Here is a 23,926-nt window from a genome sequence, read left to right on the forward strand (position 1 = left end):
TTGAACGTTGAACCTTGAACGGGTTCTAGATCTTTTTGACCTCCGCCAAAAGCTCGGCCAGGGTGAGCCCCTGCTGCACCGGCTCGGCGAAGGCACCGGCTCCGGCCCGGTACAGGTCGAAACGCGGGGTGCGCCCGGCCTGGTCGCTCACCAGCCGCGAGGCGACGATGCCCGCCTGCGCGAGCTGCGGCTGGGCGCAGCAGTTGGGGCAGCCGGAGATGGCCCAGTTAAGCTTAAGTGCCTCTTCGCCGAGTTCGGCCACCACTGCCGCCGCGACGTCGCGGGTCGCCGCGAGTCCCATGAGGCACTCGTGGTTGCCCGGGCAGACCCGGAACACCACCCGTTCGGCGGCAGCCTCGTTGGCAAAGCCCGCCTCGGCCAGAGCCTGGCGCGCCTCTTTCCGGTTACTCCCCTCGACCACGTGCATCACCACGGTCTGGTTCCCGGTCACCATCAGCATCCCGCCGCAGAACGTGGCGGCTACGGCCGCCAGCGCGGCCAGCCCGTCGGCCGCCAACTCGCCCGCAAAGACATGCGCCTCCAGGCGGTCCTCATCCGCCGCCGGCACCGGCACCAGGCTCGCGGTCAGGGTGGGCGCCGAAACAGGCAGCTCGGCGAGCCCGTCCCCGAGCACCCTGCGCCGGAACTCCTCCTGGCCGATCTGCCCCACCAGGAACTTCAGCCGCTTGGGCGGCGGGGTGTTCGCTTCGTACTCCACCAGTACCCGCTCCACCAGGGGGATGATGGCTTCCTCGGCGACGCCCTGGGCCAGCAGAAAGCCCGGCACCGGCTCGCGCCCGAGCCCCCCCGCTGCATAGACGTCGTAACGGGACCGGCCGTCATCGGAGGGAGCGGGGACGAAGGCCAGGTCCTGAATCAGGTGCCTCTTGCTGGAGGTGTCGGCCTCGACGCCGATCTTGAATTTCTTAGGGAGCTTTTCATAACGGGGATTGCCGGTGAAATGCCGGTGGATCTTCCTCACCAGCGCTTCGAGGGCCGGGGCGCCCGCAGCGGAGAGGCTGCCGCAGATGACGCCGCGCACCGCGCCGCCGCAGGCGCCGCGGTTGTACAGTCCCACCTGGGCCAGTTGCGCGGCCACCACCGGGAGGTCCGACTCGGTGAGCCAGTGCAGCTCGATGCTCCCCCTCGTGGTCAGGTGGACCACGCCGCGCGCGTGCCGCCTGGCCAGCTGCGCCACCTTGAGGGCCTGGACTGCCGAGATGATGCCGGCGGGAAGCTTGACGCGCTGCATGAAAAATTCCTTCTGGCGCTGGGGGTAGATCCCCTCGAGGCGCAGGTTCTTGTCCGTCATGGTATGTCTCTCCTGGTTGTTCCTGTCTGCCCGCGGCAGCCGGCTTTCGATACTACCTTTTTTGGCCGGCTCCGTCATCTGGAAAAGCTCCCTGCCGAAAATCGCTTCAGAACCGGGCCGCCTGCGCCGATGAGGTAGCAGTGCCTCCGGACCGGTTGACCGACCCGTGCAGGCGAACCTATCGAAACTGCGCGGACCGATGCACCATGAACGAATTTTCCGAGCAAGCTGAAATACTCGTCGTCGACGACAGCGCCGCCATCCGCTGCTACGTGACCTCGCTGCTGGAAACGGCGGGGTACCGGGTCCGTGAGGCGGTCGACGGGGCCGGCGCCCTCGCCGCCCTGCAGACGGCGCAACCGGACGTGATGCTCCTCGACGTGGAGATGCCGGAGCTTTCCGGCCTTGACGTCCTGCGCACGCCCGCCCTGCACGACCGCATCTACTCCGTCATCCTGTTCACCACGCAGTCCGCCCAGGACCAGATCGCCCTCGGGCTCGACCTCGGGGCCGACGATTACGTGATCAAGCCCTTCAACGAGGTCGATCTCCTGGCCAGGATCCGGGCCGCCGTGCGCAACACCCGCCAGAAAAGGGCCCTCGCCCGCGCCAGGCAGGAAATGGAACAGACCCTCGCCAAACTGCAGAAGACCCAGCGCAAACTGGTCGAGCAGGAAAAGGTGGGCGCCGTGGCGCGCCTTGCCGCCGGTGCCGCCCACTACATCAACAACCCGCTCGGCTTCGTCATGAGCAACCTCTCCACGCTGGAGCGCTACGCATCGGCCCTGCAAAAGCACGCGGCTTCCCTCACCGAGTTGCTGCGCGCCGCCGCCCCCGACTGCCAGGAGCAGGTCACCGAACTGGAGAAGAAGCACCGCCTGCGCCAGATAAACCTGGACCTCCCCGCACTGCTCCAGGAAACCCGGGAAGGGGGGGGGCGCATCGCGCTGATCGTGCAGCAGATGGCCCAGCTCGAACTGGGGCTGGCCAACCAGGGGGTGCAGGAGCTGGACCTGATCGGCGTGATGAAGCCGCTGGTGAACATGATCACGGTCCTCGCCCCGCCGGGAACCGAGGTGCACTGGTCCCAGCCCGAGGGTAGCATTCCCGTGGAAGGGTCGCTGACCCTGCTGAACACGGCGCTGGTGGCGCTGCTCAAAAACGCCTGCGAGGCGCTTGGGAGCACCCCGGGCACCATCAGCGTCTCGATCGGCGTCCAGCAGGATCTGGCCGAGATCACCATCTCCGACAGCGGTCCCGGCATCCCGCAGGACCAGATCCCCTCCCTCTTCGACCCCTTCTTCACCACCAAGTCCCCGGACAGCCACGTCGGCCTCGGGCTCACCATCGCCCAGCGTTTCATCGCCGGCCACGGCGGCCGCATCCTCATCTCCAGCGACAGCTCGGGCACCTGCGTCCGGGTCGAGCTCCCCCTCGCACCTGCGCCCCACCAGATTAACACACACTAATAACGTAAATACGGCCACTTAGACGAAGATTCCTCTCAAGAAGGGGGTGGTTGCTCCGATAGGTGAAGCAACACCCCCTGGTGTCGAACACGCTGCGGGACAAGGTCCCGGCGTTTGACACGCAACCTTTTGCAGACCGGCATTGACATGAGGATCAAGACCAAGATATCCGGGCCGATTTTCCTGCTGGTGGCTCTCCTGATGGGGGTGCTCACCTTGGCGGGATACCAGTACCTCGCCCATGCCCTGAAGCTGAGCGTGGCCCGGCAGCATGCGGCCATGCTCCGGATGGCCGGCAGGTACATCGACGACGAACTGCTGCACTCCAGGCAGATGCTGGAACTGCTCGCCAAAGGGCTCGACCCCGCCCGCATGGGCGACCCTCGCGCCATGCAGCGTGCGCTGCAGCAGATGCAGATCGCCCGCACCTTCTTCAACGGCGGCCTGGAGATCCTCGACGACCAACGCCGCAGCACGGCCACCAGCCCCCCCGAAAACGGCAGCCCTACCAGTCGCGGCAACGGCTATGCCGCGATGGCCCTGGCAACCGGCACAACCTCCGTCTCCCCCCCCTACCTCGCCGAGGGGACGCATCGTCCCACCATCAGTTTCTGGATCCCGGTCCTGCGCCCCGACGGCTCCGTCGCGGGCCTTTTGGCGGGGCACCACGACCTCACCCGGGACAACGAGGCAGACCGGGCGCTGCACACCGTGGGGCAGCGCGGACGCCTCATCGTCCTGGAACGCAACCGCACCATCATCTGGCACCCCGACCCCGCGCGGGTCATGGGGCACCTGCCACCGGGCGAAGACCAGGGGATCGACGACGCCCTGCAGAAAAACAGGCTGGCCGAAGGAGAGATCCGGGATGCCATGGGCGAGACCTGGATCACCACCGCGCTCCCCCTGTCCAACGCCAACTGGATCGTGGCCGTGCAGTACCCGGAGTCGGAGTCCTACCAGCCGCTCCGGCAGGCGCGCGTCATCTTCGTGGCCGCCCTGGGCGTCCTCCTGCTGCTGACCCAGTTAGCCCTGTGGCGCCTGATCCGGCACATCACGCAACCGCTGGCTTCCCTGGTGGACCATATCCGCACCCTCCCTCTGAAGGCCGGCGCCGACCGGCGGCTCACCCTGAACACCGGCGACGAGCTCGAAGGCCTCGCCTCGACCGTGAACGTCATGGTCGAGGAAATGGACAAGCGGCAGGAGGCGATGAAGGAGAACCAGGAGCTGTACCGGATCATCGCCGAGTTCACCTCCGAAATCGCCATCGTCTGCAACCCGGACGGGTCGCTGCGCTACATCTCCTCCAACTGCCAGGGGGTCACCGGTTACCAGGACCGCCAATTCCTCGAATCCCCGAACCTCTTGAACGACATCATCCATCCCGAGGACCGCGACCTCTGGCAGCAGCGCAACCTCTGCGCCAGGGACGGCAGACCGGCTCCCCCGGTGGAGCTCAGGCTGGTCACGCGTCAGGGCGAGACCCGCTGGTTCAAGTACGTCTGCCGCGACGTGACCGGAACGGGGGGCGAGTACCTGGGGCTGCGCGGCAGCTTTAGGGACATCACCCAGGACCGGCTGCTGGAAGGGATGCTGGAGGCGGAGCGCCGCTTCGCCGAGAACCTTCTGGAGAACACCTCGACGCCACTCTTCGTCATCGACAGCAACCACCGGGTCATCGTCTGGAACCGCGCCATCGCGGAGATGACCGGCATGGCCGCCGCCGACATGCTCGGTACCGACCGGCAGTGGCAGCCGTTTTACCCGGAAAAGCGCCCGACCCTGTGCGACGTGGTCCTCGACGGCAAGACGCAGCAGATAGCCGACTTTTACCCGACCTACAGCAGCGACGTGGTCATGAAGGGGATCATCAGGGCGGAAGGATGGTACCGCAACCTCAACGGCCAGGACCGCTACCTCTGCTTCGACGCGGCGCCGGTAATCAGAAACGGCGAGATCGTGGCGGTGGTGGAGACGCTGTACGACATCACGGACCGGGCGCGCGCCGAGGAGTCACTGCGCCTGTTCTCGCAGGCGGTCGAGCAGAGCGCGAGCTCCATCGTCATCACCGACGCCGGCGGCGTGATCCAGTACGTGAACCGCAAGTTCTGCGAGGTAAGCGGCTTCGAGAAGGAGGAGGCACTGGGGAGGAGGCCGAATATCCTTAAGTCGGGGCGGCTCCCCGAGCAGAGCTACCGGGAGCTCTGGGAGACCATCACCGCCGGCAGGGAGTGGCACGGCGAGTTCTACAACAAGCGCAAGGACGGGAGCTATTTCTGGGAGAGCGCCCTCATTTCCCCCATCTGCGACCAGTACGGCACGGTGACCCACTACCTGGGAGTGAAGGAGGAGATCACCGCCCGCAAGAACGCCGAGCGGCAGCTGCTCAAGAACCAGGCGGAACTGGTGCTCAAGCACGAGCAGCTCTCGGAGCTGTTCCGTCAGGTGGAGAAGGGGAAGCGGGAGTGGGAACAGACCATGGACTGCGTCGACGACCTGGTGGCGATGGTGGACGCCCAGGGGAAGGTGCGTCGCTGCAACCGCGCCTTCAAGACGTTGACCGGCACCTCCTATTCGAGGCTGGTCTCGGCCAACTGGCACGACCTGCTGAAGGGGGCGGGCATGGACCTGGACCCGCTGACGGTCGGCCAGAGCGAGCTCTACCACGAGGCGAGTGGGCGCTGGCTCACCCTGCGCATCTACCCCTACGGCGACCAGGGGTGGCAGGTGATCATGCTGCACGACCTGACCGAGATCAAGCAGGTCTCCGAGGAACTGGTGGCCGCCTACCAGGAGTTGAAGGCGACCCACTCCCAGCTTTTGCAGCAGGAGAAGATGGCCTCCATCGGGCAGCTCGCCGCAGGGGTGGCGCACGAGATCAACAACCCCATGGGGTTCATCTCCAGCAACCTGGGCACCATGGTGAAATACCTGGAGCGGCTGGAGGGCTTCCTCGAGGTCCAGTCCGCCGGCATCGCCGAGACCGCGCCGGAACAGATGCGCCAGGAGATCGCGGAGGCGCGCAAGAAGTTCAAGGTGGATTACATCCTCGGCGACGCCAGGAGCCTGTTGTCGGAATCCCAGGACGGGGCGGAACGGGTGCGCGGCATCGTGCAGAACCTGAAGAGCTTCTCCCGGGTCGACGACGCCCAGGCCAGCTACGTCGACCTGAACGAGTGCCTGGAAAGCACCGTCACCATCGCCTGGAACGAGCTTAAGTACAAGACCACGCTGGTGCGCGACTACGGGGAGCTCCCGCCGGTGAAGTGCCGCCCGCAGCAGCTGAACCAGGTCTTCCTGAACATGCTGGTGAACGCGGCCCACGCCATCGAGAAGCAGGGGGAGATCACCATCCGGACCCGGCGCGATGGGGACGAGGTCCTGATCGCCTTCTCCGACACCGGCGCCGGCATACCCGACGAGATCAAGAGCCGCATCTTCGAACCGTTCTTCACCACCAAGGAGGTGGGCAAGGGGACCGGGCTCGGGCTTTCCATCAGCTACGACATCATCAAGAAACATCAGGGGAGCATCGAGGTGGAAAGCTCGGTCGGCGAAGGGACCACCTTCACCATCAGGCTCCCGATCGAGGGGGTAGCCTCAGATGAGTGACCAGACAAGGATACTGTGCGTCGATGACGAGCGGAACGTGCTGCGTGCACTGGAGCGGATCTTCCTGGACGACGATTACGAGATCCTGACCGCGGCATCCGGAGAGGAGGGGCTGCAGTTGCTCAACGAATCCCCCCAGGTGAAGGTGGTGATCTCGGACTTCCGCATGCCGGGGATGAACGGGGTGGAGTTCCTCAAGGAGGTGTGCGCGCGCCACCCCGAGACCATCAGGATCGTCCTCTCCGGCTACGCCGACACTGCCGCGGTGGTGGCGGCGATCAACGAGGGGAAGATCTACAAGTTCATCCCGAAGCCCTGGAACGACGACGAGCTGAGGGTGACGGTAGCCAAGGCGCTGGAACACTTCGAGATCCAGCGCAGAAACGAGCAGCTGGCCGAGGAGCTGCGGCGCAAGAACCAGGAGCTGAGTCAACTGAACACCGACCTGCAGTTACGGGCGAAAGCATGCAGCTGCGGCTTCATGCAGGAGTACGGCTCGCTCCTGCATGCCGCCGTCGCGCTGGACTACCTCCCCCTGGGGGTGCTGACCATCGACGCCGGCGGCACGGTGCTGCAGATGAACCGGGAGGCGGCGCACCTGCTCCAGGTGGGATGCCACGAGCTGGTCGGGAAACGGCTGGCCGAGGCACTGCTGCCGCAGTTTACCGAACTGGCCGCGGCAGTGGCCCGCCCCGCTCCCGGGTCCCGGACCCTGCAGGCGGGGGGGACTCAGCTCAGGCTGGAGGCGGTCCCGCTCAACCAGGAAGAGGGAGAGCTGCTGATCACCATAGCGCGGGAGGCGTGAGGCGCGCCGCCCCCGCCGGATATCACCCCGCCGGCTACCGCCCGGCGGCCGCAAAGGATGATGCACATGGACATACAGTCGCAAAGCGAACCACATAAAGTGCTCCTGGTCGACGACGAGGAGAACATCACCCGTTCCATAGCCCGGCTCCTCATGGAGCAGGACCTCGGGCTGGAGGTGCTGCGCGCGGTCTCGGGGGCCGAAGGACTGGAGCAGCTCAAGGCGCACCCGGACGTGGCGCTCATCCTCTCGGACCAGCGCATGCCGGGGATGAGCGGGGCCCAGTTCCTGGAGCAGGCCAGGACCCTGGCCCCCGAGGCGGTGCGCATGGTGCTCACCGGCTACGCCGACATGGCGGCCACCATGGACGCCATCAACAAGGGGGGGGCGTCGCGCTACCTGCTGAAACCCTGGGACGACGAGGTGCTGGTGCGCACCATCCGGGAGGGGGTCGAGCAGTACCGCCTGGTCCAGGAGAACCGGCGCCTCACCGCGCTGGTGGAGCAGCAGAACAGGGAGCTCTCGGCCTGGAACGACAACCTGAAGAGCCGGGTCCTCGAGCAGACGGCGACCATCCGGCGCCAGAACGAGGAGCTCAAGGAGCGCAACCGGCGGGTCACCGACTCCTTCCACGAGACCATCCTCGCCTTCTCGCGGCTGATCGAGCTCCACTCCAGCCGGCTGCAGGAGCACACCAGGAACGTCACCGAGCTCTGCGTCCGGATCGCCCGCGACCTGAAACTCTCCCCCGCCGAGGTGGAGACCGTGCGCACCGCGGCTCTTTTGCACGACGTCGGGGTGATCGGCATCAGCCAGGACATCCTGGCCAAACGGATGTCGGCCATGAACCGGGAGGAGCTGGGCATCTTTCTGCAGCACGCGATCCGGGGCCAGGCCACCCTGGACGCGGTCGAGGAACTGCGCGAGGCGGGGGTCCTGATCCGGCACCACCACGAGCGCTACGACGGCAGCGGCTTCCCCGACGGCCTGACGGGAAGCGGGATACCGCTGGGCGCCCGGATCATCGCCATGGCCGACTTCGTGGACCGCGAGCTCACTGAGCTTGGGGGCGACGACCCGCTCGCGGCGCTCTTCGCGCGCATGGAAAAGGAGCTCGGGCGGGGGCTCGATCCCGAGATCTTCCCGGTCGTCGAGCAGCACGTGCGGGCCCTGTACCTCCCAACCTACTCGCGCCGCGCCGAGGTTGCCGAGAAGGAACTGCGCCCCAAGCAGCTCCTGGAGGGGATGACGGCGACCCGGGATCTGCATACCGCGTCGGGGGCCCTGATCCTGGAGCGTGGCACGGTGCTCGACGCCGGGCGCATCATGGCCGTGGCGCGGGCCTACCAGGTCGATCCTCCCTCCGGCGGCATCTTCGTCAGCTGGGCCCCCTCCGGGACGAGCGAGGGGAGCGCGGCCCGGTTCACCGCGAGCGTGCCGGTAGCCGAGCAGGAGGTGGCGCCCAACCGGCTCGTGGAAGGGATGAAGCTCACCCGCAACCTCTACAGCGGCACCGGGCTGTTGCTCCTCACCGAGGGGACGGTGCTCAACGGCGGCGTGATCGACGCGGTGCTGCGCTACTACCGGATCGACCCCCCTTCCTGCGGGGTATGGGTGGTCGAAGAGAAGCGGAAATGATCGAGTACAGCGAAAAAGAGGGGCGCATGGTGCTGAAGCTGGTCTACTACGGCCCGGCCCTCTCCGGCAAGACCACCAACCTCCTGCAGCTGCACGACCTTCTTACCCGGCAGGGGCGCGGTGAGCTGATGGTCTTGGACACAAGCGGCGACCGCACCATCTACTTCGACCTGCTCCCCTTCTTCCTGACCGCGCCCAGCGGTCTGAAGATCAAGGTGAAGGTGTACACGGTGCCGGGGCAGGTCTGCCACGACGCCACCAGGAAGGCGGTGCTGCAGCGGGCCGACGGGGTCGCCTTCATCGCCGACTCAAACCCGTCCGAGTCGCACAGCAACTTCGCGAGCTTCGACAACCTGGAGCGTAACCTGGCGCTGGTGGGGCTCGACATCGAGACACTCCCCCTGGTGATCCAGTTCAACAAGCGCGACCTGCCGCAGGCCGTCCCGGAGCGGGAAATCCGCGCCACCTGGGACCCCACCGGGGTCCCCGTGGTGCTGGCCAGCGCGCTCAACGGCGAGGGGGTGGCGGATACCTTCGCCCTTTTGGCCGGCCTGGTCTACGACCGCATCGACGCCCGCTACGCCCTCACCGGGCAGCACGGCCTGTCCCGGGACCGGTTCGTGCGGCAGCTCACCTCGCTCAAGGAGGAGCCATGAGCGCGCAAACCCTGGAATTCGTGGTAGGCGCCGAGAAGAACCTGCGCGAGCTCCTTTTGGACAGCGATGTGCTGCCGCTGCTAAAGGGCGCGCTTCAGGCCGGAGCCGGCGGCGCGCGGGTGGTGGACGAAGAGGGCGAGGAGCTTTGGGGCGAGACCGACGGCGGCGGCCGGGGCGAGCTCCTGGCGCGGCTCCCCCTGTACCTGGAGGGTGAGCCGGTGGCCCGGCTGGAGCTGTTCGGCTCCCCCGCGGAGCGCGACCGGCTGGTCCCGCTCGCCTCGCTGCTCGGGGTCGCACTGGACACGGTGCTCAGGAACAACCTGAAAAGGGTGCTCACCACCGAGATCCACACCAGCGTCGTGAACAGCTCGCACGAGGAGCTCATGCGCATCAACTCCGAGCTCGCGGCCGGGGAGGCGCGCTACCGGGAGCTCGCCGAGAACCTGGAACTGCGGGTGAAGGAGCGGAGCGCGGAGCTCAAAAGGGCCCAGGCCCTGATGCTGCAGCAGGAAAAGATGGCGGCCGTCGGGCAGCTCGCCGCAGGCGTCGCCCACGAGATCAACAACCCGCTGGGCTTCATCACCTCCAACCTGCACACCCTGCAGAAGTATGCCGCCCGCTGCTGCGCGATGCTCCAGTTCTACCGGGAGCACGTCAGGGTGGACCCGCCGGCGCGGCTCGTGGAGAACGCGGAGCTCAAGTGGCGCGAGCTGAAGCTCCCCCAGGTGCTCTCCGACATCGGCGACCTGATGGCCGAGAGCCTGGCCGGGGCGGAGCGGGTGAGCCGGATCGTCGCCGACCTGAAGGGGTTCTCCCATGTGGACGAGGCGGGCGAGGTCGAGGTGGACCTGAACCAGGAACTGGAGCGGACCCTGGGGGTGCTGTCGCACCAGATTTCCGGCCGGGCCGAGGTGGTGAAAGAGCTGCAGCCGCTCCCCCCGGTCAACTGCCAGGGACAGCTCCCCGGGCAGATCTTCCTGAACCTGATCCAGAACGCGCTCACCCATGCCGGGGCAGCGCCCCGCATCACCCTCTCCAGCTGCTTCGACGGCGAGCGGATCCGGATCGGCATCGCCGACAACGGTCCCGGTGTACCAGCCGGGCTGCGCGGGCAGATCTTCGAGCCCTTCTTCACCACGCTGCCGGTCGGCTCCGGCACCGGGATGGGGCTCGCCGTGGTCTGGGAGGCGGTACTGAAACTCAAGGGAACCATTGCGGTCGCCGACGCGCCCGGGGGAGGCGCCGACTTCATCATCACCATCCCCGCCGCGAAGGAGGGGGACAGGCACCTGGCGGAGCCGGTCCCCAAGGAATAGGAGCATGGCCAAGTACTCGGAGCTATTCAAGGCCGGCATGAAGGGAGAGGAGCGGGAAGCCGCGTCTCCCGCCGCGGAGACCAGCCCCTTCGGGGTCCTCTTCGTCGACGACGAGCCGGGGGTCCTCGCCGCGATGCGCCGCATCTTCATGGACGAGAATTACCAGCTCTTCACCGCGCCCGGCGGGGCCGAGGCGCTGGCCGTCATGGAGAGCAACGAGGTGCAGCTGATCGTCTCGGACCACCGCATGCCCGGCATGACCGGCGCGGAGCTTTTGAAGACGGTGAAGGAGCGCTGGCCGCAGACCATCAGGATCATGCTCACCGGGCACGCGGACGTCAGCTCGGTGATGGGGGCGGTGAAGGACGGCGCGGTCTACAAGTTCATCACCAAGCCCTGGAACGACGACGACCTGCGCCTCACCGTGAGTCTCGCCCTGCAGCAGTACCTGCTCATGCAGGAGAACCAGACCCTGAAGGAGCTGACCCGCTCCCAGCAGCGGCGCATCAGGAACTACGCGAACCTCTTCGACGAGAACCGGGGCATGATCGGCGGCATCCTGGTGAAGGCGGGGCTGGTCAGCAGCGAGGAACTGGCCCGGGCCGTCCATGATCGCAACGAAGGGGAGTTCCTGAGCGACACGCTGGTGCGCATGGGGGCGCTCACCGAATCGCAGGTGGTGAAGGCGCTGCAGGCCTCCTTGAACATCGAGTACGTCGACCTCTCCTGCGCCGAGATCGCCAGCCAGGCGGTGCGCTTCCTGCCCCGCGACCTGTGCGAGCGCAACCGGATGGTGCCGATCCGGATGACCGGCCGGCAGATCACGGTCGCCATGGCCGACCCCTCCGACATCTACAAGATCGACAACATCGCCATGATGACGGGGCTGAGCGTCGTGCCGCTTCTGGCGGCGAGCTCGGAGGTCGTGGCCCTCTTGCAGCGGGTCTACGCCGAGGGGCCGCAGCCCCTGGAGCCGAGCGCCGACCTGGAGCCGATCGACGAGATCGACATCATCATCGACGACGAAGAAAGCCAGGTGAGCGTCACGGAGCTGATCGGGTCGTCGGAGGTGCCGCCGGTGATCCGGATCGTGAACGCGGTGATCTCCGAGGCGATCCGCTATCACGCCAGCGACATCCACATCGAGGGAAAGACCAAGTACACCCTGGTCCGCTTCCGGATCGACGGGCTTTTGCACAGCAAGATCAAGATCCCGGCCGACCTGCATCCCGCCATCGTATCGCGCATCAAGATCCTCTCCAAGATGGACATCTCCGAGCGGAGAAAGCCGCAGGACGGGCGCATCACGGTGAAGGCCGGAACGCGGATCGTCGACATGAGGGTCTCGTCGCTGCCGACCCTGAACGGCGAGAAGATGGTGCTGCGCATCCTGGACAAGAGTGCCGCCATCAAGGAACTCCCCGACCTGGGGGTGCTCGAGGGGGACCTCAAAAAGATCCGCACCATGGTGAAGAAGCCGCAGGGGGTCATCATCGCCACCGGCCCCACCGGAAGCGGCAAGACGACCATGCTCTATTCCATCCTCGCCACCATGCTCGAGGGGAGCAAGAACTTCGAGACCATCGAGGAACCGGTGGAGTACTTCGTGGAAGACGCGAACCAGGTTGCGGTGCGCGAGAAGATCGGGCTCTCCTTCGCGAGCGTTCTGCGCGCCACGCTGCGCCAGGACCCGGACGTGATCCTGGTGGGCGAGATCCGCGACCCGGAGACGGCGGACGTCGCCTTCAAGGCGGCGCTCACCGGCCACATGGTCCTCTCCACCCTGCACACCAACTCGGCCGTGGCCTCCATCACCCGCCTCATCGACATGGGGATCAAGCCGTACATCATCGCCTCGGCCCTGGAGGGGCTCTTCGCGCAGCGCCTGGTGCGCCGGATCTGCCCCAACTGCAGCATGGAGGTGCCGGCGGACCAGGAGATCGTGGAACTGTTGCGGGTGCCGCCGGGACTTTTGGGAGAGACAGTGCACCGCGGCAAGGGGTGCGAGCAGTGCAACCAGACCGGGTACCGGGGGCGTACCGGCATCTTCGAGCTGTTCACCATGAACGAGGATTTCCGGCACTTCATCAGCACGTCCTACCGTGAAAGCGAGCTCTTCGAGATGGCGCGCGGCAACGGCATGAGGACCCTGATGGAGGACGGACTGGAAAAGGTGTGCCTGGGGATGACCACCCTGGAGGAACTGCTGCGGGTGATGGGCCCCCAGCTTCTGTACCAGAGGACCTGCGCATGCTGCCGGCGCACCATCGACGCCAAGTTCCCTTTCTGCCCCTTCTGCGGCTCGTTGCGCCAGAACTTCTGCAAGAGCTGCAGGGTGCCTCTTGAGCCGCAGTGGCTCAACTGTCCCCACTGCGGCACCCCGAAAGAGCTCCCCGGATGACGGCGCCGCTCCCCCCTCCCCTCGCGGGAGGGGGTTAGGGGGTGGGGGTAGGTGCCACATGCGCGGTCATGGCAAGATCACCCCCCCCCCGGCCCCCTCCCGTCAAGGGAGGGGAAGACACAACCCGTCAAAAACGATGCAACCGAGGTGAATCATGTCCCGTGAGGAAAATATGGAACACAGCATTTTGATAGTCGATGACGAACCGCACGTGATCTCCGCCCTGATGCGGGGGCTGGACGAGGAACCCTACCTGATCCAGGGGGCGCCCGGCGGCAACGAGGCGCTTCAGCTCATGACGCAGCACCGCTTCAAGGTGGTGATCTCGGACGAGAAGATGCCGGGGATGGACGGGGCGGAGTTTCTGGGGAGGGTGAAGGAGCTGTACCCGGAGACGGTGCGCATCATGCTGACCGGCCATGCCAGCATCGAGGCCACCATGCGGGCGGTGAACAGCGGCGAGATCTACCGGTTCTTCACCAAGCCCTGGAACGATACGGAACTGAAGCTCGCGCTGAAGAGCGCGGTGGAGAAATACGACCTGGAAGAGGAAAACCGGCGTCTTTTAAGAACGGTGCAACACCAGTCGCAGGAGCTGAAGTTCCTGGAAAAGAGCTACCCCGGCATCTCGGCCCTGCGCCGTGAGTCCGACGGCGCCATCAGGATCGACGATATCTCGCAGGACGAGATCGACGCCATCATCGAACAGTGTAACCGGCAGCGCTAGATCACCCTGTCCCTGCCGCCGCTCTTGGCCTGGTACAGGTTAAGGTCGGCGCGCTTCAACACCTGCAGCAGGTCGTCGTCGTTGTGCTGCACGTTGGCGACCCCGGCACTGGTGGTGACCCGCAGGGTCTGGCCATCCACCAGGAAGGGCTCCTCGCGGATCAGCGTCCAGATCTTGTGCGCCACGCTGAGTGTCTGCTCGCGGTCGGAGCCGGGCAGCACCACCAGGAACTCCTCGCCTCCGAAGCGTCCCACGGAGTCGTAGCTGCGCAGCGAGGCGCCGACCCGCTCCGCGAACAGCTGCAACAGGTGATCGCCGGCGAGGTGCCCGTAGCGGTCGTTTACCTGCTTGAAGTGATCGATGTCGATCATGATGAAGCCGACCTCTGAGTCGGCGAGCCCCTTCTCCCTGCGGCGCAGGGCGCGTGCGAACTCCCGCCGCCCGATCAGCTCGATCTGGCTCTTGTTGAAGGTACCGGTCAGACCGTCGATCAGGGTCTGTTTCCTGAGCGTCTCCTGGGTTTCCTTGAGCTCGTTGGTTCCCTTCCTGATCAGCACGAACGAAATCCCGAACACCGAGAAAAGGATGCCGCACAGCGCGGCCAGCGACAGAAGCGCCGCGTTCATGGTCTGCCGGTGGTACTTGGTGACGTCGATGTAGACCTCGAAGCTCCCGATCACCTTGCCGCGGGCCCGGATCGGGATGTAGGTTTCCACCACGTCCACGTTGAACTTGAGCTCGTCGGCGAGGTCTTTCACCTCATCCTTGCGCTCGAGCTTCGAGTCGAAGGCACCGGCGAGCGCCCGGGCGAGCCTCATGTTGCCGCGGTTGACCTCGCCGATCAGCTTTTTCTCGGTGCTGTAGACGATGCGGTAATCGGAGGAGTAGATCTTGATCTTGACGATGTCGAAGGGGGCGAGAAACGTCCTGAGATCCCGGTCCAGGACGAAGAAATTTTCCGGCAGTACCTCGACCGCCACGGTGCCGTCGCTTCTGACCACGGTGAAGCGTGCCCTCTCGTCCTCGGAGAGGGCCATGCTGACCTTGACGGCGTCGTCTTCCGCGCTGTCGATCAGGTTCTTCTGCAGCACCAGGTAGAAGGCGTAGCCCGCCAGCGAGGTGATCAGGATGATGGAAACCAGGGCCACGACGACGAACAGGCGCAGCAGAGAGTCGGGATCCCTCCTCGCGTCGGCATGGAATATGGTGCGAAGTTGCGTCACGGTCAATCCTTGTCCGGGCAGGCCGGCATCATGCGTCAGGCCCAGCGCCAGAGCGACAAGATCAGCACGATCAGAAATACGATGGTCAGGTTCATGTAGGCCATGAAAAAGAAGACCCGCTCATGCAGCGGGGCCTTGCGCTGGGTCACGTCGGCCAGGGTCCCCACCTCGGGCATGAGCAGCACCTTGTCCGATCCGTGCGGGGCCAGTTTGAGCGCCTCGCTCAGGTCCTCGCCGGCATGGTGGCGCCCCATGTGCACCCCTCCCTTCCACAGGCGGCTGGCGCTCGCGTCGTAGAGGTGCCCCTCGTAGGCGAAGTAGGCCGGGCGCCCTTCCTTGCCGTCGAAAGAGGCGAGCTCGTCCAGCGTCAGCTCCTTTCCTGCCGGGAGCGCCACCGGCTCGCGGCGCTTCCCCTTCAGCTTGGGGCCGATGACCAGCACCACATAGGCGGCGGAGAAAACCATCACCAGGTAGAGGGATATCTTGATGAGCAGCAGCACGCCGAAGCGGGTGTGCAGCAGCATGTCCAGGGAAGTGACCCGGAAGTGGGTGAGGATGGCGCCGGTGATCCCCATGACGACCATGGAGAGTACGCCCACCTTGACCTCGCCGCGCGGAAGCCCTCCCGCCGCATAGGCGGGTTTCAGGACCAGGTGCACGTACAGGATGGTGCCGAACCACAGGATCGCGATCAGCATGTGCAGGTAGCCGGTCAGAAAGCGCACCACCTTGCCGGCCGTGGCGACCCGCGGAGCCTCGCTTTTCACGGCGCGGGAGGCGGCGAATTCCTTCCCAGCCGCGGTCAACTCGCCCCCCCCTGCCGGATCGACATGGCAGGCGTCGCAGCTCTTCCCGGTTTGCTGGGCATAGATCTCGGTGGCACTGGCAGGAAGGGCCGGAGCGGCAAGAGAGATGAAGAGCAGGAACAGCAAAGAGAGGAGCGGACGTTTCATGCGGACTGTATAGCCTTGTTCTCCAATAAAGTCAACATATTGCGGGGGTTCCCACCGGCGCGGCGCCGCCCGCCGCCGCGCCCGGTCACCGGCGGAATTCACAAGCATGCGGCATCATTCATCAAATGTACCTCTCCATCGTCGGTAGCCATTGAAAACGCGCCCGGCTCCCGATACAATAACACCCTTGGCCGCAGCTATTAAAAGGTGAGAAAAGAGGGGAAAACATGTCACAGTGCCAGCACCAGACCATCCATCAAAAGGACTACCAGGTTCCCGACTACCTGGTTGATACAGTAGAGCTCTCTTTCGACCTGTCCCCGGAGGACACCCGGGTGCTGTCCCGCCTTGCCATCCGCAGCAACCATGACCGCAGTAGCGGCGTCCGCCCCCTCGTCCTGGACGGCGAGGAACTCACCCTGCTGTCGCTCAAGCTGGACGGGGTCGAACTGGAACAGGGAAGCTACCGCGTCGATGACAGCTGCCTGGTGCTCCCCGATCCTCCCGAACGTTTCGTCCTCGAGGTGACAACAAGGATCAACCCCAAGGAAAACAGCGCCCTCTCCGGCCTGTACGCCTCGGGCCCCATGCTCTGCACCCAGTGCGAGGCCGAGGGGTTCCGGCGCATCACCTACTTCACCGACCGCCCCGACGTCATGGCGGTCTACACCGTGACCCTGCGGGCCTACAGGGCCGCCTGCCCGGTCCTTCTGGCCAACGGCAACCTCGTCGAGAAGGGGGACCTCCCCGACGGGCGCCACTTCGCCGTCTGGCACGACCCCTTCAAGAAACCGAGCTACCTCTTCGCCGTGGTCGCCGGGGACCTGGTCCACATCGCCGACCGCTTCACCACCATGAGCGGCCGTCAGGTGCAGCTCGAGATCTACGTCGAGGAGCGCAACAAGGACAAGTGCGAACACGCCCTCAGGTCGCTCATGCACGCCATGCGCTGGGATGAGGAGCAGTTCGGCCGCGAGTACGATCTCGACACCTACATGGTCGTGGCCGTGGACGACTTCAACATGGGGGCCATGGAGAACAAGGGGCTGAACGTCTTCAACTCCCGCTACGTGCTGGCCAGCCCGGAAAGCGCCACCGACGACGATTACCAGGCCATCGAAGAGGTGATCGGCCACGAGTACTTCCACAACTGGACCGGCAACCGGATCACCTGCCGCGACTGGTTCCAGCTCTCACTGAAGGAAGGGCTCACCATCTTCCGCGACCAGGAGTTCTCCGCGGACATGCAGTCGCGCCCGGTGAAGAGGATCGCCGACGTGAAGAGCCTGCGCAGCGCGCAGTTCCCCGAGGATGCCGGCCCCCTGGCCCACCCGGTGCGCCCCGAGTCCTACGTTGAGATCAACAACTTCTACAGCATGACCGTGTATCACAAGGGGGGCGAGGTGATCCGGATGCTGCAGACCCTTCTGGGGCGCGAGGCCTTCCGCGCCGGCATGGACCTCTACTTCGAGCGCCACGACGGGCAAGCGGTGCGGGTCGACGAGTTCGTGCAGGCGATGGCGGACGCCGGCAAGCGCGACCTTTCCCAGTTCATGCTCTGGTACGACCAGGCCGGAACCCCGGTCCTCACCGTGCGCGACGAGTTCCGGGCCGGGGACGGCAGCTACACCCTGACCGTGACCCAGAGCTGCCCCTCGACGCCCGGCCAGCCGGAGAAGAAACCGTTCCACATTCCGCTGGTCATGGGGCTTCTGGACCGGGCCGGAGCCGAGCTGCCGCTGCGACTGGCCGGGGAGACGGAGCCCGCGGGGACTTCCCGGACTGTCGAACTCAGGCAGGAGACGGAAACCTTCACCTTCGTGGGGCTCAAGGAGCGCCCCGTGCCGTCGCTGTTACGCAACTTCTGCGCGCCGGTGAAGCTCGACTACCCGTACCGCGACGAGGACCTGGACCTCTTGATGACCAGCGACAGCGATCCGTTCGTGCGCTGGGAGGCGGGGCAGGTCCAGGCGGTGAAACTGATCATGGGGCTCATCGGCGACATCCAGGCCGGGCGCGAGGCGCGGGTGAAGGAAAGTTTCATCGAGTCCTTCCGAAGGCTCCTCTGCGACGACCGCCAGGACCGCGCCTTTTTGGCCGAGGCGCTCACCCTGCCCACCGAGAGCTACCTCGCCGAACAGATGCAGGTCATCGACCCGGATGCCATCCACCAGGCGCGAGAGCTGGTGCGGGCCACGGTAGGCGAGCAGCTGGCGGCAGAACTCTCGGCTGCGCGAGAGGCCTGCGCCGCCCGCGCGCCCTACCGCCCCGACGACGGGCTTGCCGGCTGCCGCAGGCTCAAAAACCTCTCTCTTTCCTACCTGATGGCGGCAGGAGGGCAGCAGGCCATCGACGCCTGCATGGCCCAGTTCAAAAGCGCCGACAACATGACCGACAGCCTGGGGGCACTTTCCGCGCTGGCCAACTGCGCCTGCCCTGAACGTGAAGAGGCGCTGGCATCGTTCTACCAGCGCTGGCGCGACGACCGCGGCGTCATCGACAAGTGGTTCATCCTCCAAGCCGCATCGCGGCTGCCCGACACCATGGACCGGGTGCTGGCGCTTTTGGACCATCCCGACTTCGACCTGCGCAACCCGAACCGGGTCCGCTCGCTGGTGGGTGCCTTCAGCCAGGGGAACCAGGTCCGTTTCCACGATGCCGGCGGCAGGGGGTACCGTTTCCTGGGGGACCAGATCCTGCGTCTGAACGGGATCAACCCGCAGATCGCCGCGCGCATGCTCACCCCATTCAGCCGCTGGCGGCGCTTCGACGCCAACCGTCAGGAGCTCATGAAGAAGGAACTGGAGCGCATCCTGGCCGAGCCCGGCCTGGCAAGGGACGTGTACGAGTTGGCTGCGAAGAGCTTGTAGTTATTGATAAACGGGCCGGGAAAGAAGGCGTGGGGTCCATGAAGTGCCGCACGTGAGCCGAGGGCACCCAGGGGACTGGCTCCGCCAGGTGCCTGTCCCCTTACTGCTTTTGGAGGCTGGGCTGAGCAGAAAGAAGCGTTCCGCTAGAGGGACAGGCACCTAACGGAGCCTGTCCCTTCTGCTATCCCCTCAAGGTGCCACTCCTGCCAGTGTCATGATCCGGTCCCACTCTTCCTTGCGCACCGGCTGGACCGACAGGCGGCTGCGGTTCAGAAGGGCCATACCGGAAAGCTCGGGGACGGTCTTCAGCTCGGCGAGTGTCACCGGCCGCGGCAGTTCGCGCACGAAGCGCACGTCGACCATGTACCAGGTCGGTTTCTCCGGCGCGCTCTTCGGGTCGAAATACTTGCTGTCGGGATCGAAGGCGGTGAAATCGGGGTAGCCGGCCCGCACCACCTCGGCGATCCCGACCACACCGGGTTCCGCGATGTTGCTGTGGTAGAAGAGCACCTGGTCGCCGACCTTGATCTGGTCGCGCAGGAAGTTGCGTGCCTGGAAGTTGCGGACGCCGTCCCAGTGCTCGGTGGCATCGGGGCGGCTCTTGAGATCGTCGAGAGAGAAGCTGGAGGGTTCGCTCTTGAAGAGCCAGTAGTTGGGCATGTCGGTTCCTTTCCTGTCGTCTGTCCCTGCTGTGGGTTCGTTGCCGCCGTACTGTAGGGGCGAATAATCATTCGCCCAACCAAGGTTGCCCCATCCGCCATCAGACGCCCACCGGCGGGGGGGCATCGGGCGAATGATTATTCGCCCCTACAGGTGTTTCTTTTTCAACCATTTCAACAGATTATCGACCGTCAGCGTGTTCAGCACGTCCTCCCGTTCCAGCCAGCCGCGCTGGGCGACGGAAATCCCCCAGGGGAGGGTATCGAACTGGAGCTTCGCGTGGGTGTCGGTGTTGATGGCGATCTTCACCCCCAGCTCCTTGGCGCGGCGCACGTAGCGGTCCTCGAGGTCGAGCCGCAGCGGATAGGCGTTGATCTCCAGTGCCGTCCCGGTCTCCCTGGCCACCTGCAGCACCTCTTCCATGTCCAGCTGGTACCCCTCCCGCTCGCCGATGATGCGTCCGGTGGGATGCGCGATGATGTGCACGTACGGGTTTCGCATCGCGGCCACGATGCGCGCGGTCATGACTTCCTTCGAGTTGTTGAAGCCGGAGTGGATGGAAGCCACCACCACGTCGAGCTCTTTGAGTACCTCGTCCGGAAAATCCAGCGTCCCGTCGCCATGGATATCCATCTCGGTGCCGTGCAGCACCCGGAATCCCTTGAGCTCCCGGTTCAGCTCCCGGATCTCGGCTTGCTGCTCTTTCAGCCGGTCGACGGTCAGGCCGCGCGCCACACCGAGCCCCTGGGAATGGTCCGTTACCGCGAGATAGGAAAGTCCCCGCAGCCGCGCCGCCTCCACCAATTCGGCGATGCCGTGGGCGCCGTCACTCCAGCGGGAATGGACGTGCAGGTCGCCCAGGATCTCCTCCCGGGTAACCAGTTGCGGCAGTTTTCCCGCCAGTGCCGCCTCGATCTCGCCTCGGTCCTCGCGCAGTACCGGCGGCACGAAGGGAAGATCGAGCAGGCGATAGACATCCTCCTCGTTCTCACCGCCAAGCCGCACGTTGTCCTCCTCGCGGAAGATGCCGTACTCGTTGATCTTCAGTCCCCGCTTCTGCGCCATCTCCCGCAGCCGGACGTTGTGCGCCTGGCTGCCGGTCAGGTAGGCGAGCGCTGCGCCGTAGGAAGACGGCTCCACCACCCGCAGGTCGACCTGCACCCCTTCCCGGATGGTGACACTCGCCCTGGTGGGGCCGCGCATGATCACGTCGTGCACCTGGGTCAGGTTCACAAACGCCTCCATGACGCTCGCCGGGTCGGGGGAGGTCGCCACGATGTCGATGTCCTTGATGCTGTCGCGGCGGCGCCTGATGCTACCCGCCACCTCGATCCGCTCCAGCGGTGCCTTCTCCTTCAGCGCCGCCACCAGTTCCTCGGCCGCCGGCAGCATCCGTCCCAGCGGTTGCCGCTCGCGCCCCCTCTTCACGGCCCGGATACCCTTGAGGATGTTCTCCTCGGTCTTCTCCTTGATCCCCTTGATGCCGATCAGGCGGTGTTCCCGTGCCGCCTGCTCCAGGTCCTCCAGGCTCGTGATCTGCAGCGCCTCGTAGATAGCCTTCGCCGTCTTCGGCCCCAGGTCGGGCACGGCCAGCAGCGTGAAGACGCCCGCCGGCACCTCCTTTTTCAGCTGCTCATAGTGGGCCGTGGTGCCGGTCTGCAGGTATTCCTCGATGCGCGCGGCCAGGTCCGCCCCGATCCCCGGGATCTCCAGGAGTTCCTTGTGCGACATCTGGGCCAGGTCCCGGTTCAGCCCCTCCAGGTTGAGCGCCGCCCGGCGGTAGGCCCTGATCTTGAAGACGTTGTCCTGCCGGATCTCCATGATGTCCGCGATCTCCTCGAACATCCTGGCTATCTCTCGGTTTTTCATGGCATCCCCCGGTCCCCTACTTCCCGGCCTGGTCGCCCCAGAGTTCCTTCAGCCTGTGGTCCCGGCCGCAGCTCAGGCGGTAGTAAGAATACCGTAGCGGGTTCTTCTTGTAATAATGCTGGTGATACTCTTCCGCCGGGTAGAACTCGGTCGCCGCAACGATCTCGGTCTGAATCGGCGCCTTCAACTGCCTGCTCTTCTCGAGCGCCTGCTTGGACTGCAGGGCCAGGTGCTTCTGCTCCTCGTTGTGGTAGAAAATGGCGCTCCGGTACTGGTGCCCGACGTCGCAGAACTGGCGATCCTTGACGGTCGGGTCGATGTTGTGCCAGTAACGGCTGAGCAGCTTGTCGTAACTGATCCGGGACGGATCGTAGAGTACCTGCACCGATTCCGCGTGGCCGGTGCCCCCCGCAGAAACCTGCTCGTAGGTCGGGTTCTTCACATGACCGCCGGTATAGCCGGACGTCACCGACACCACCCCCGGCAGCTCGTCGAAGGGGTGCTCCATGCACCAGAAGCACCCCCCGGCGAAGGTCGCCTTTTGCAACTGCGCAGCCGACAAAGATCCAGCCCACGCCAAGAAGAAAAGAAAGGCCGTCGCCGTGCATATCAGCCGTCTCATGTTATGCCTCCCGAAAACCACAACGGCCTCAACGCAAAGACGCGGAGGCGCAAAGTCGCCAAGACCTGGTGTCGAACAATCTTATGGTTCTTCGCGCCTCTGCACCTTGGCGCCTTTGCGTTAAAGCCTTTGGTTTTCCTGCCGCTTCCCCTTTTATTTGGTCGCCACGAACTGCAGGGCCGCGGAGTTCATGCAGTAACGCAGCCCGGTCGGCTTAGGACCGTCGTTGAAGACGTGCCCCAGGTGCCCGCCGCAGCGACGGCACAGCACCTCGGTCCGCGTGCTGAAGAAACTGCGGTCCGTCTCGGTCTTCACGTTTTCCTTGGCTATAGGCTGGGTGAAACTGGGCCAACCGGTCCCGGACTCGAACTTGTCCTCGGACTTGAACAGATCCAGCCCGCACCCGGCGCACCGGTAGATACCGTGGTCATGGGTCGCGGCATATTTGCCGGTGAAGGCGCGCTCGGTCCCCTTTTCACGCAGGACATGGTACTGTTCGGGCGTGAGTGTCTTCTTCCATTCCGCGTTTGTCCTCACTACCTCGTCAGACATGATGTAGCTCCCCTTTTCTGCTGAATAGACCTTGATACGGGAAGCGGCGTCAGCTTCGATACCTACTGCCACCGCTAAGAAGAACAATAAGCCGAGAAAAAATCTCCCATTCTTCATGGCGCCATCTCCTGTAGGTTGTTGAAACACCACCTGTTGCACAGCCTTTAGGATAGCATAGCCCGCTAAATATTGCATGACGGCCTGTTACTGGAGAAACAGATCGAAGTGCCGAAAAGTATTAATCACCTTTTGGGCTTGAAGCCGGAGGGGTTATCCTGAATAATAGGTAACGCTGCAAGCATTTGCACTGGAGGGGAAATGAAGGCGCTTCTGGCAGTCCTGATGGTTTTTGTGAGTGCTACGGCCGCATGTGCCGAGATCTACACCTGGAAGGACAACAAAGGAACCAGGTTCTACACCAACAGCCTGCACGAGATCCCGGCGCGTTACCTGAAAAAGGCCCGGGTGCTCGACGTGGCAACCGGCAAACTGGGAGGCCCGGCAACGGCACAACCGCCCGCACCGGCGGGACCGGCCTCAAGCTCGGCTCCCGCACCGAGCGCCCCGCCGCTGCTGGTGCAGCAGGCCCCGCCGGGCCAGCCGGCCGCGCCGGCGCAATCGTCGCCGCAACCGGTCCCATCGGCGCAGGCGGCCGCTCCGGGTGCACCGGGTGCCGCGACAGCCGCGCCCCCGCAGGCTGCGCCGGTGGTGGAAGCCGCCCCCCCCTCTCAAAGCGCGACGCGGCCCCGGGGCAGGCTCTCCCGCAGGGAACTCCGGGCCTTGGGCAGGCGCAGCAACAATACCGGCGAAGAGTGACGACTTTTACAGAGGAGCCATCATGAAAACGACGATCCTGCTGTCCTTGCTGCTGTTACTCTCCGGCACTGCCGGCGCGGAAGAACTCATCTGCCGGGGTAACATCGTCAGCACTCAGGGAGAGGGGATCGTGGCGCGCAAGCACCGCTTCGAGGTCGCCGACGTGACCGGCGACGATATTCAGGCGGTCCTGGAAAAGTGCAAGCATATCGCGCTGGAGCGCCAGGCACGCGCCGCCCGCAAGAACCCCGGCGGCAACTTCACCGCATTTTCCGAGGTCGACCTGCAGTGCAGCAAGGGGACCGAGCACATCACGGTGCGCCGAAGGGTACAGACCCGGTAGCAGCAGAAAAACAGGACGAGGAAAGATCGGAAGAGAAGCCCCCCACGGGCTTCTCTTTTTTTTAATTGTGATACTATTT

The 23,926-nt window shown here is 65.1% G+C and carries 18 protein-coding genes; 11 read left to right on the forward strand and 7 right to left on the reverse strand.

The window, feature by feature from the left end; genetic code table 11:
* Positions 1-25 precede the first annotated feature (25 nt).
* Positions 26-1,312: a nitrite/sulfite reductase gene (locus KP004_RS17700; RefSeq protein WP_216799736.1), complete on the reverse strand. Its 1,287-nt coding sequence runs from the start codon at positions 1,310-1,312 to the stop codon at positions 26-28.
* A gap of 206 nt (positions 1,313-1,518) precedes the next feature.
* Between KP004_RS17700 and KP004_RS17705 the strand changes: the two genes are divergently transcribed.
* From KP004_RS17705 to KP004_RS17740, 8 genes are all read left to right on the forward strand, one after another.
* Positions 1,519-2,781 (forward strand): sensor histidine kinase, encoded by a 1,263-nt coding sequence (locus KP004_RS17705; protein WP_216799737.1) that lies wholly within the window; start codon positions 1,519-1,521, stop codon positions 2,779-2,781.
* Positions 2,782-2,928: 147 nt separating this feature from the next.
* Positions 2,929-6,396 carry a PAS domain S-box protein gene (locus tag KP004_RS17710; protein WP_216799738.1) on the forward strand — a complete coding sequence of 1,156 codons (3,468 nt, stop codon included), beginning with the start codon at positions 2,929-2,931 and terminating at the stop codon, positions 6,394-6,396.
* On the forward strand, positions 6,389-7,201 hold the full coding sequence (locus KP004_RS17715; RefSeq protein ID WP_216799739.1) for an ATP-binding response regulator: 813 nt from the start codon (positions 6,389-6,391) through the stop codon (positions 7,199-7,201). Before KP004_RS17710 ends, KP004_RS17715 begins: the two co-directional genes overlap by 8 nt.
* A 66-nt stretch (positions 7,202-7,267) precedes the next feature.
* Positions 7,268-8,839 (forward strand): response regulator c-di-GMP phosphodiesterase, NosR family, encoded by a 1,572-nt coding sequence (nosR, locus tag KP004_RS17720; RefSeq protein WP_216799740.1) that lies wholly within the window; start codon positions 7,268-7,270, stop codon positions 8,837-8,839.
* The gene (locus tag KP004_RS17725; RefSeq protein WP_216799741.1) at positions 8,836-9,495 is read left to right on the forward strand and encodes a GTP-binding protein; all 660 of its coding nucleotides are present in this window, start codon (positions 8,836-8,838) and stop codon (positions 9,493-9,495) included. Before nosR ends, KP004_RS17725 begins: the two co-directional genes overlap by 4 nt.
* Positions 9,492-10,811 carry a sensor histidine kinase gene (locus tag KP004_RS17730; RefSeq protein ID WP_216799742.1) on the forward strand — a complete coding sequence of 440 codons (1,320 nt, stop codon included), beginning with the start codon at positions 9,492-9,494 and terminating at the stop codon, positions 10,809-10,811. The genes KP004_RS17725 and KP004_RS17730 overlap by 4 nt, the downstream gene beginning before the upstream one ends.
* A gap of 4 nt (positions 10,812-10,815) precedes the next feature.
* Positions 10,816-13,212, forward strand: a complete 2,397-nt coding sequence (locus tag KP004_RS17735; protein ID WP_216799743.1) for an ATPase, T2SS/T4P/T4SS family — start codon at positions 10,816-10,818, stop codon at positions 13,210-13,212.
* A gap of 172 nt (positions 13,213-13,384) precedes the next feature.
* Positions 13,385-13,939 (forward strand): response regulator, encoded by a 555-nt coding sequence (locus KP004_RS17740; protein ID WP_216799744.1) that lies wholly within the window; start codon positions 13,385-13,387, stop codon positions 13,937-13,939.
* On the opposite strand, the gene KP004_RS17745 is transcribed toward KP004_RS17740, so the two are convergent.
* Positions 13,936-15,162 carry a GGDEF domain-containing protein gene (locus tag KP004_RS17745; protein WP_216799745.1) on the reverse strand — a complete coding sequence of 409 codons (1,227 nt, stop codon included), beginning with the start codon at positions 15,160-15,162 and terminating at the stop codon, positions 13,936-13,938. The genes KP004_RS17740 and KP004_RS17745 overlap by 4 nt on opposite strands.
* Before the next feature lie 35 nt (positions 15,163-15,197).
* Complete coding sequence (locus tag KP004_RS17750; protein WP_216799746.1) at positions 15,198-16,115, reverse strand: cytochrome b5 domain-containing protein; 918 nt, start codon at positions 16,113-16,115, stop codon at positions 15,198-15,200.
* A gap of 227 nt (positions 16,116-16,342) precedes the next feature.
* On the opposite strand from KP004_RS17750, the gene pepN reads away from it, so the two are divergent.
* On the forward strand, positions 16,343-18,985 hold the full coding sequence (gene pepN, locus KP004_RS17755; RefSeq protein ID WP_216799747.1) for an aminopeptidase N: 2,643 nt from the start codon (positions 16,343-16,345) through the stop codon (positions 18,983-18,985).
* A gap of 189 nt (positions 18,986-19,174) precedes the next feature.
* On the opposite strand, the gene KP004_RS17760 is transcribed toward pepN, so the two are convergent.
* The 4 genes from KP004_RS17760 to msrB form a co-directional block, all read right to left on the reverse strand.
* Positions 19,175-19,645, reverse strand: coding sequence for an EVE domain-containing protein (locus tag KP004_RS17760; RefSeq protein ID WP_216799748.1), 471 nt, complete (start codon positions 19,643-19,645; stop codon positions 19,175-19,177).
* A 147-nt stretch (positions 19,646-19,792) separates the two neighbouring features.
* A complete protein-coding gene (polX, locus tag KP004_RS17765) occupies positions 19,793-21,514 on the reverse strand; it encodes a DNA polymerase/3'-5' exonuclease PolX (RefSeq protein ID WP_216799749.1) in 1,722 nt (573 codons plus the stop codon).
* A gap of 16 nt (positions 21,515-21,530) precedes the next feature.
* Complete coding sequence (gene msrA, locus KP004_RS17770; protein ID WP_302467690.1) at positions 21,531-22,022, reverse strand: peptide-methionine (S)-S-oxide reductase MsrA; 492 nt, start codon at positions 22,020-22,022, stop codon at positions 21,531-21,533.
* A gap of 267 nt (positions 22,023-22,289) precedes the next feature.
* On the reverse strand, positions 22,290-22,805 hold the full coding sequence (gene msrB, locus KP004_RS17775; protein ID WP_216799751.1) for a peptide-methionine (R)-S-oxide reductase MsrB: 516 nt from the start codon (positions 22,803-22,805) through the stop codon (positions 22,290-22,292).
* A 201-nt stretch (positions 22,806-23,006) separates the two neighbouring features.
* Between msrB and KP004_RS17780 the strand changes: the two genes are divergently transcribed.
* Together KP004_RS17780 and KP004_RS17785 are read left to right on the forward strand one after the other, a co-directional pair.
* A complete protein-coding gene (locus tag KP004_RS17780) occupies positions 23,007-23,504 on the forward strand; it encodes a DUF4124 domain-containing protein (RefSeq protein WP_216799752.1) in 498 nt (165 codons plus the stop codon).
* 22 nt (positions 23,505-23,526) lie between these two features.
* On the forward strand, positions 23,527-23,847 hold the full coding sequence (locus tag KP004_RS17785) for a hypothetical protein (protein ID WP_216799753.1): 321 nt from the start codon (positions 23,527-23,529) through the stop codon (positions 23,845-23,847).
* Positions 23,848-23,926 lie beyond the last annotated feature (79 nt).

The sequence above is a fragment of the Geomonas oryzisoli genome (genome assembly GCF_018986915.1).
GTDB lineage: Bacteria > Desulfobacterota > Desulfuromonadia > Geobacterales > Geobacteraceae > Geomonas > Geomonas oryzisoli.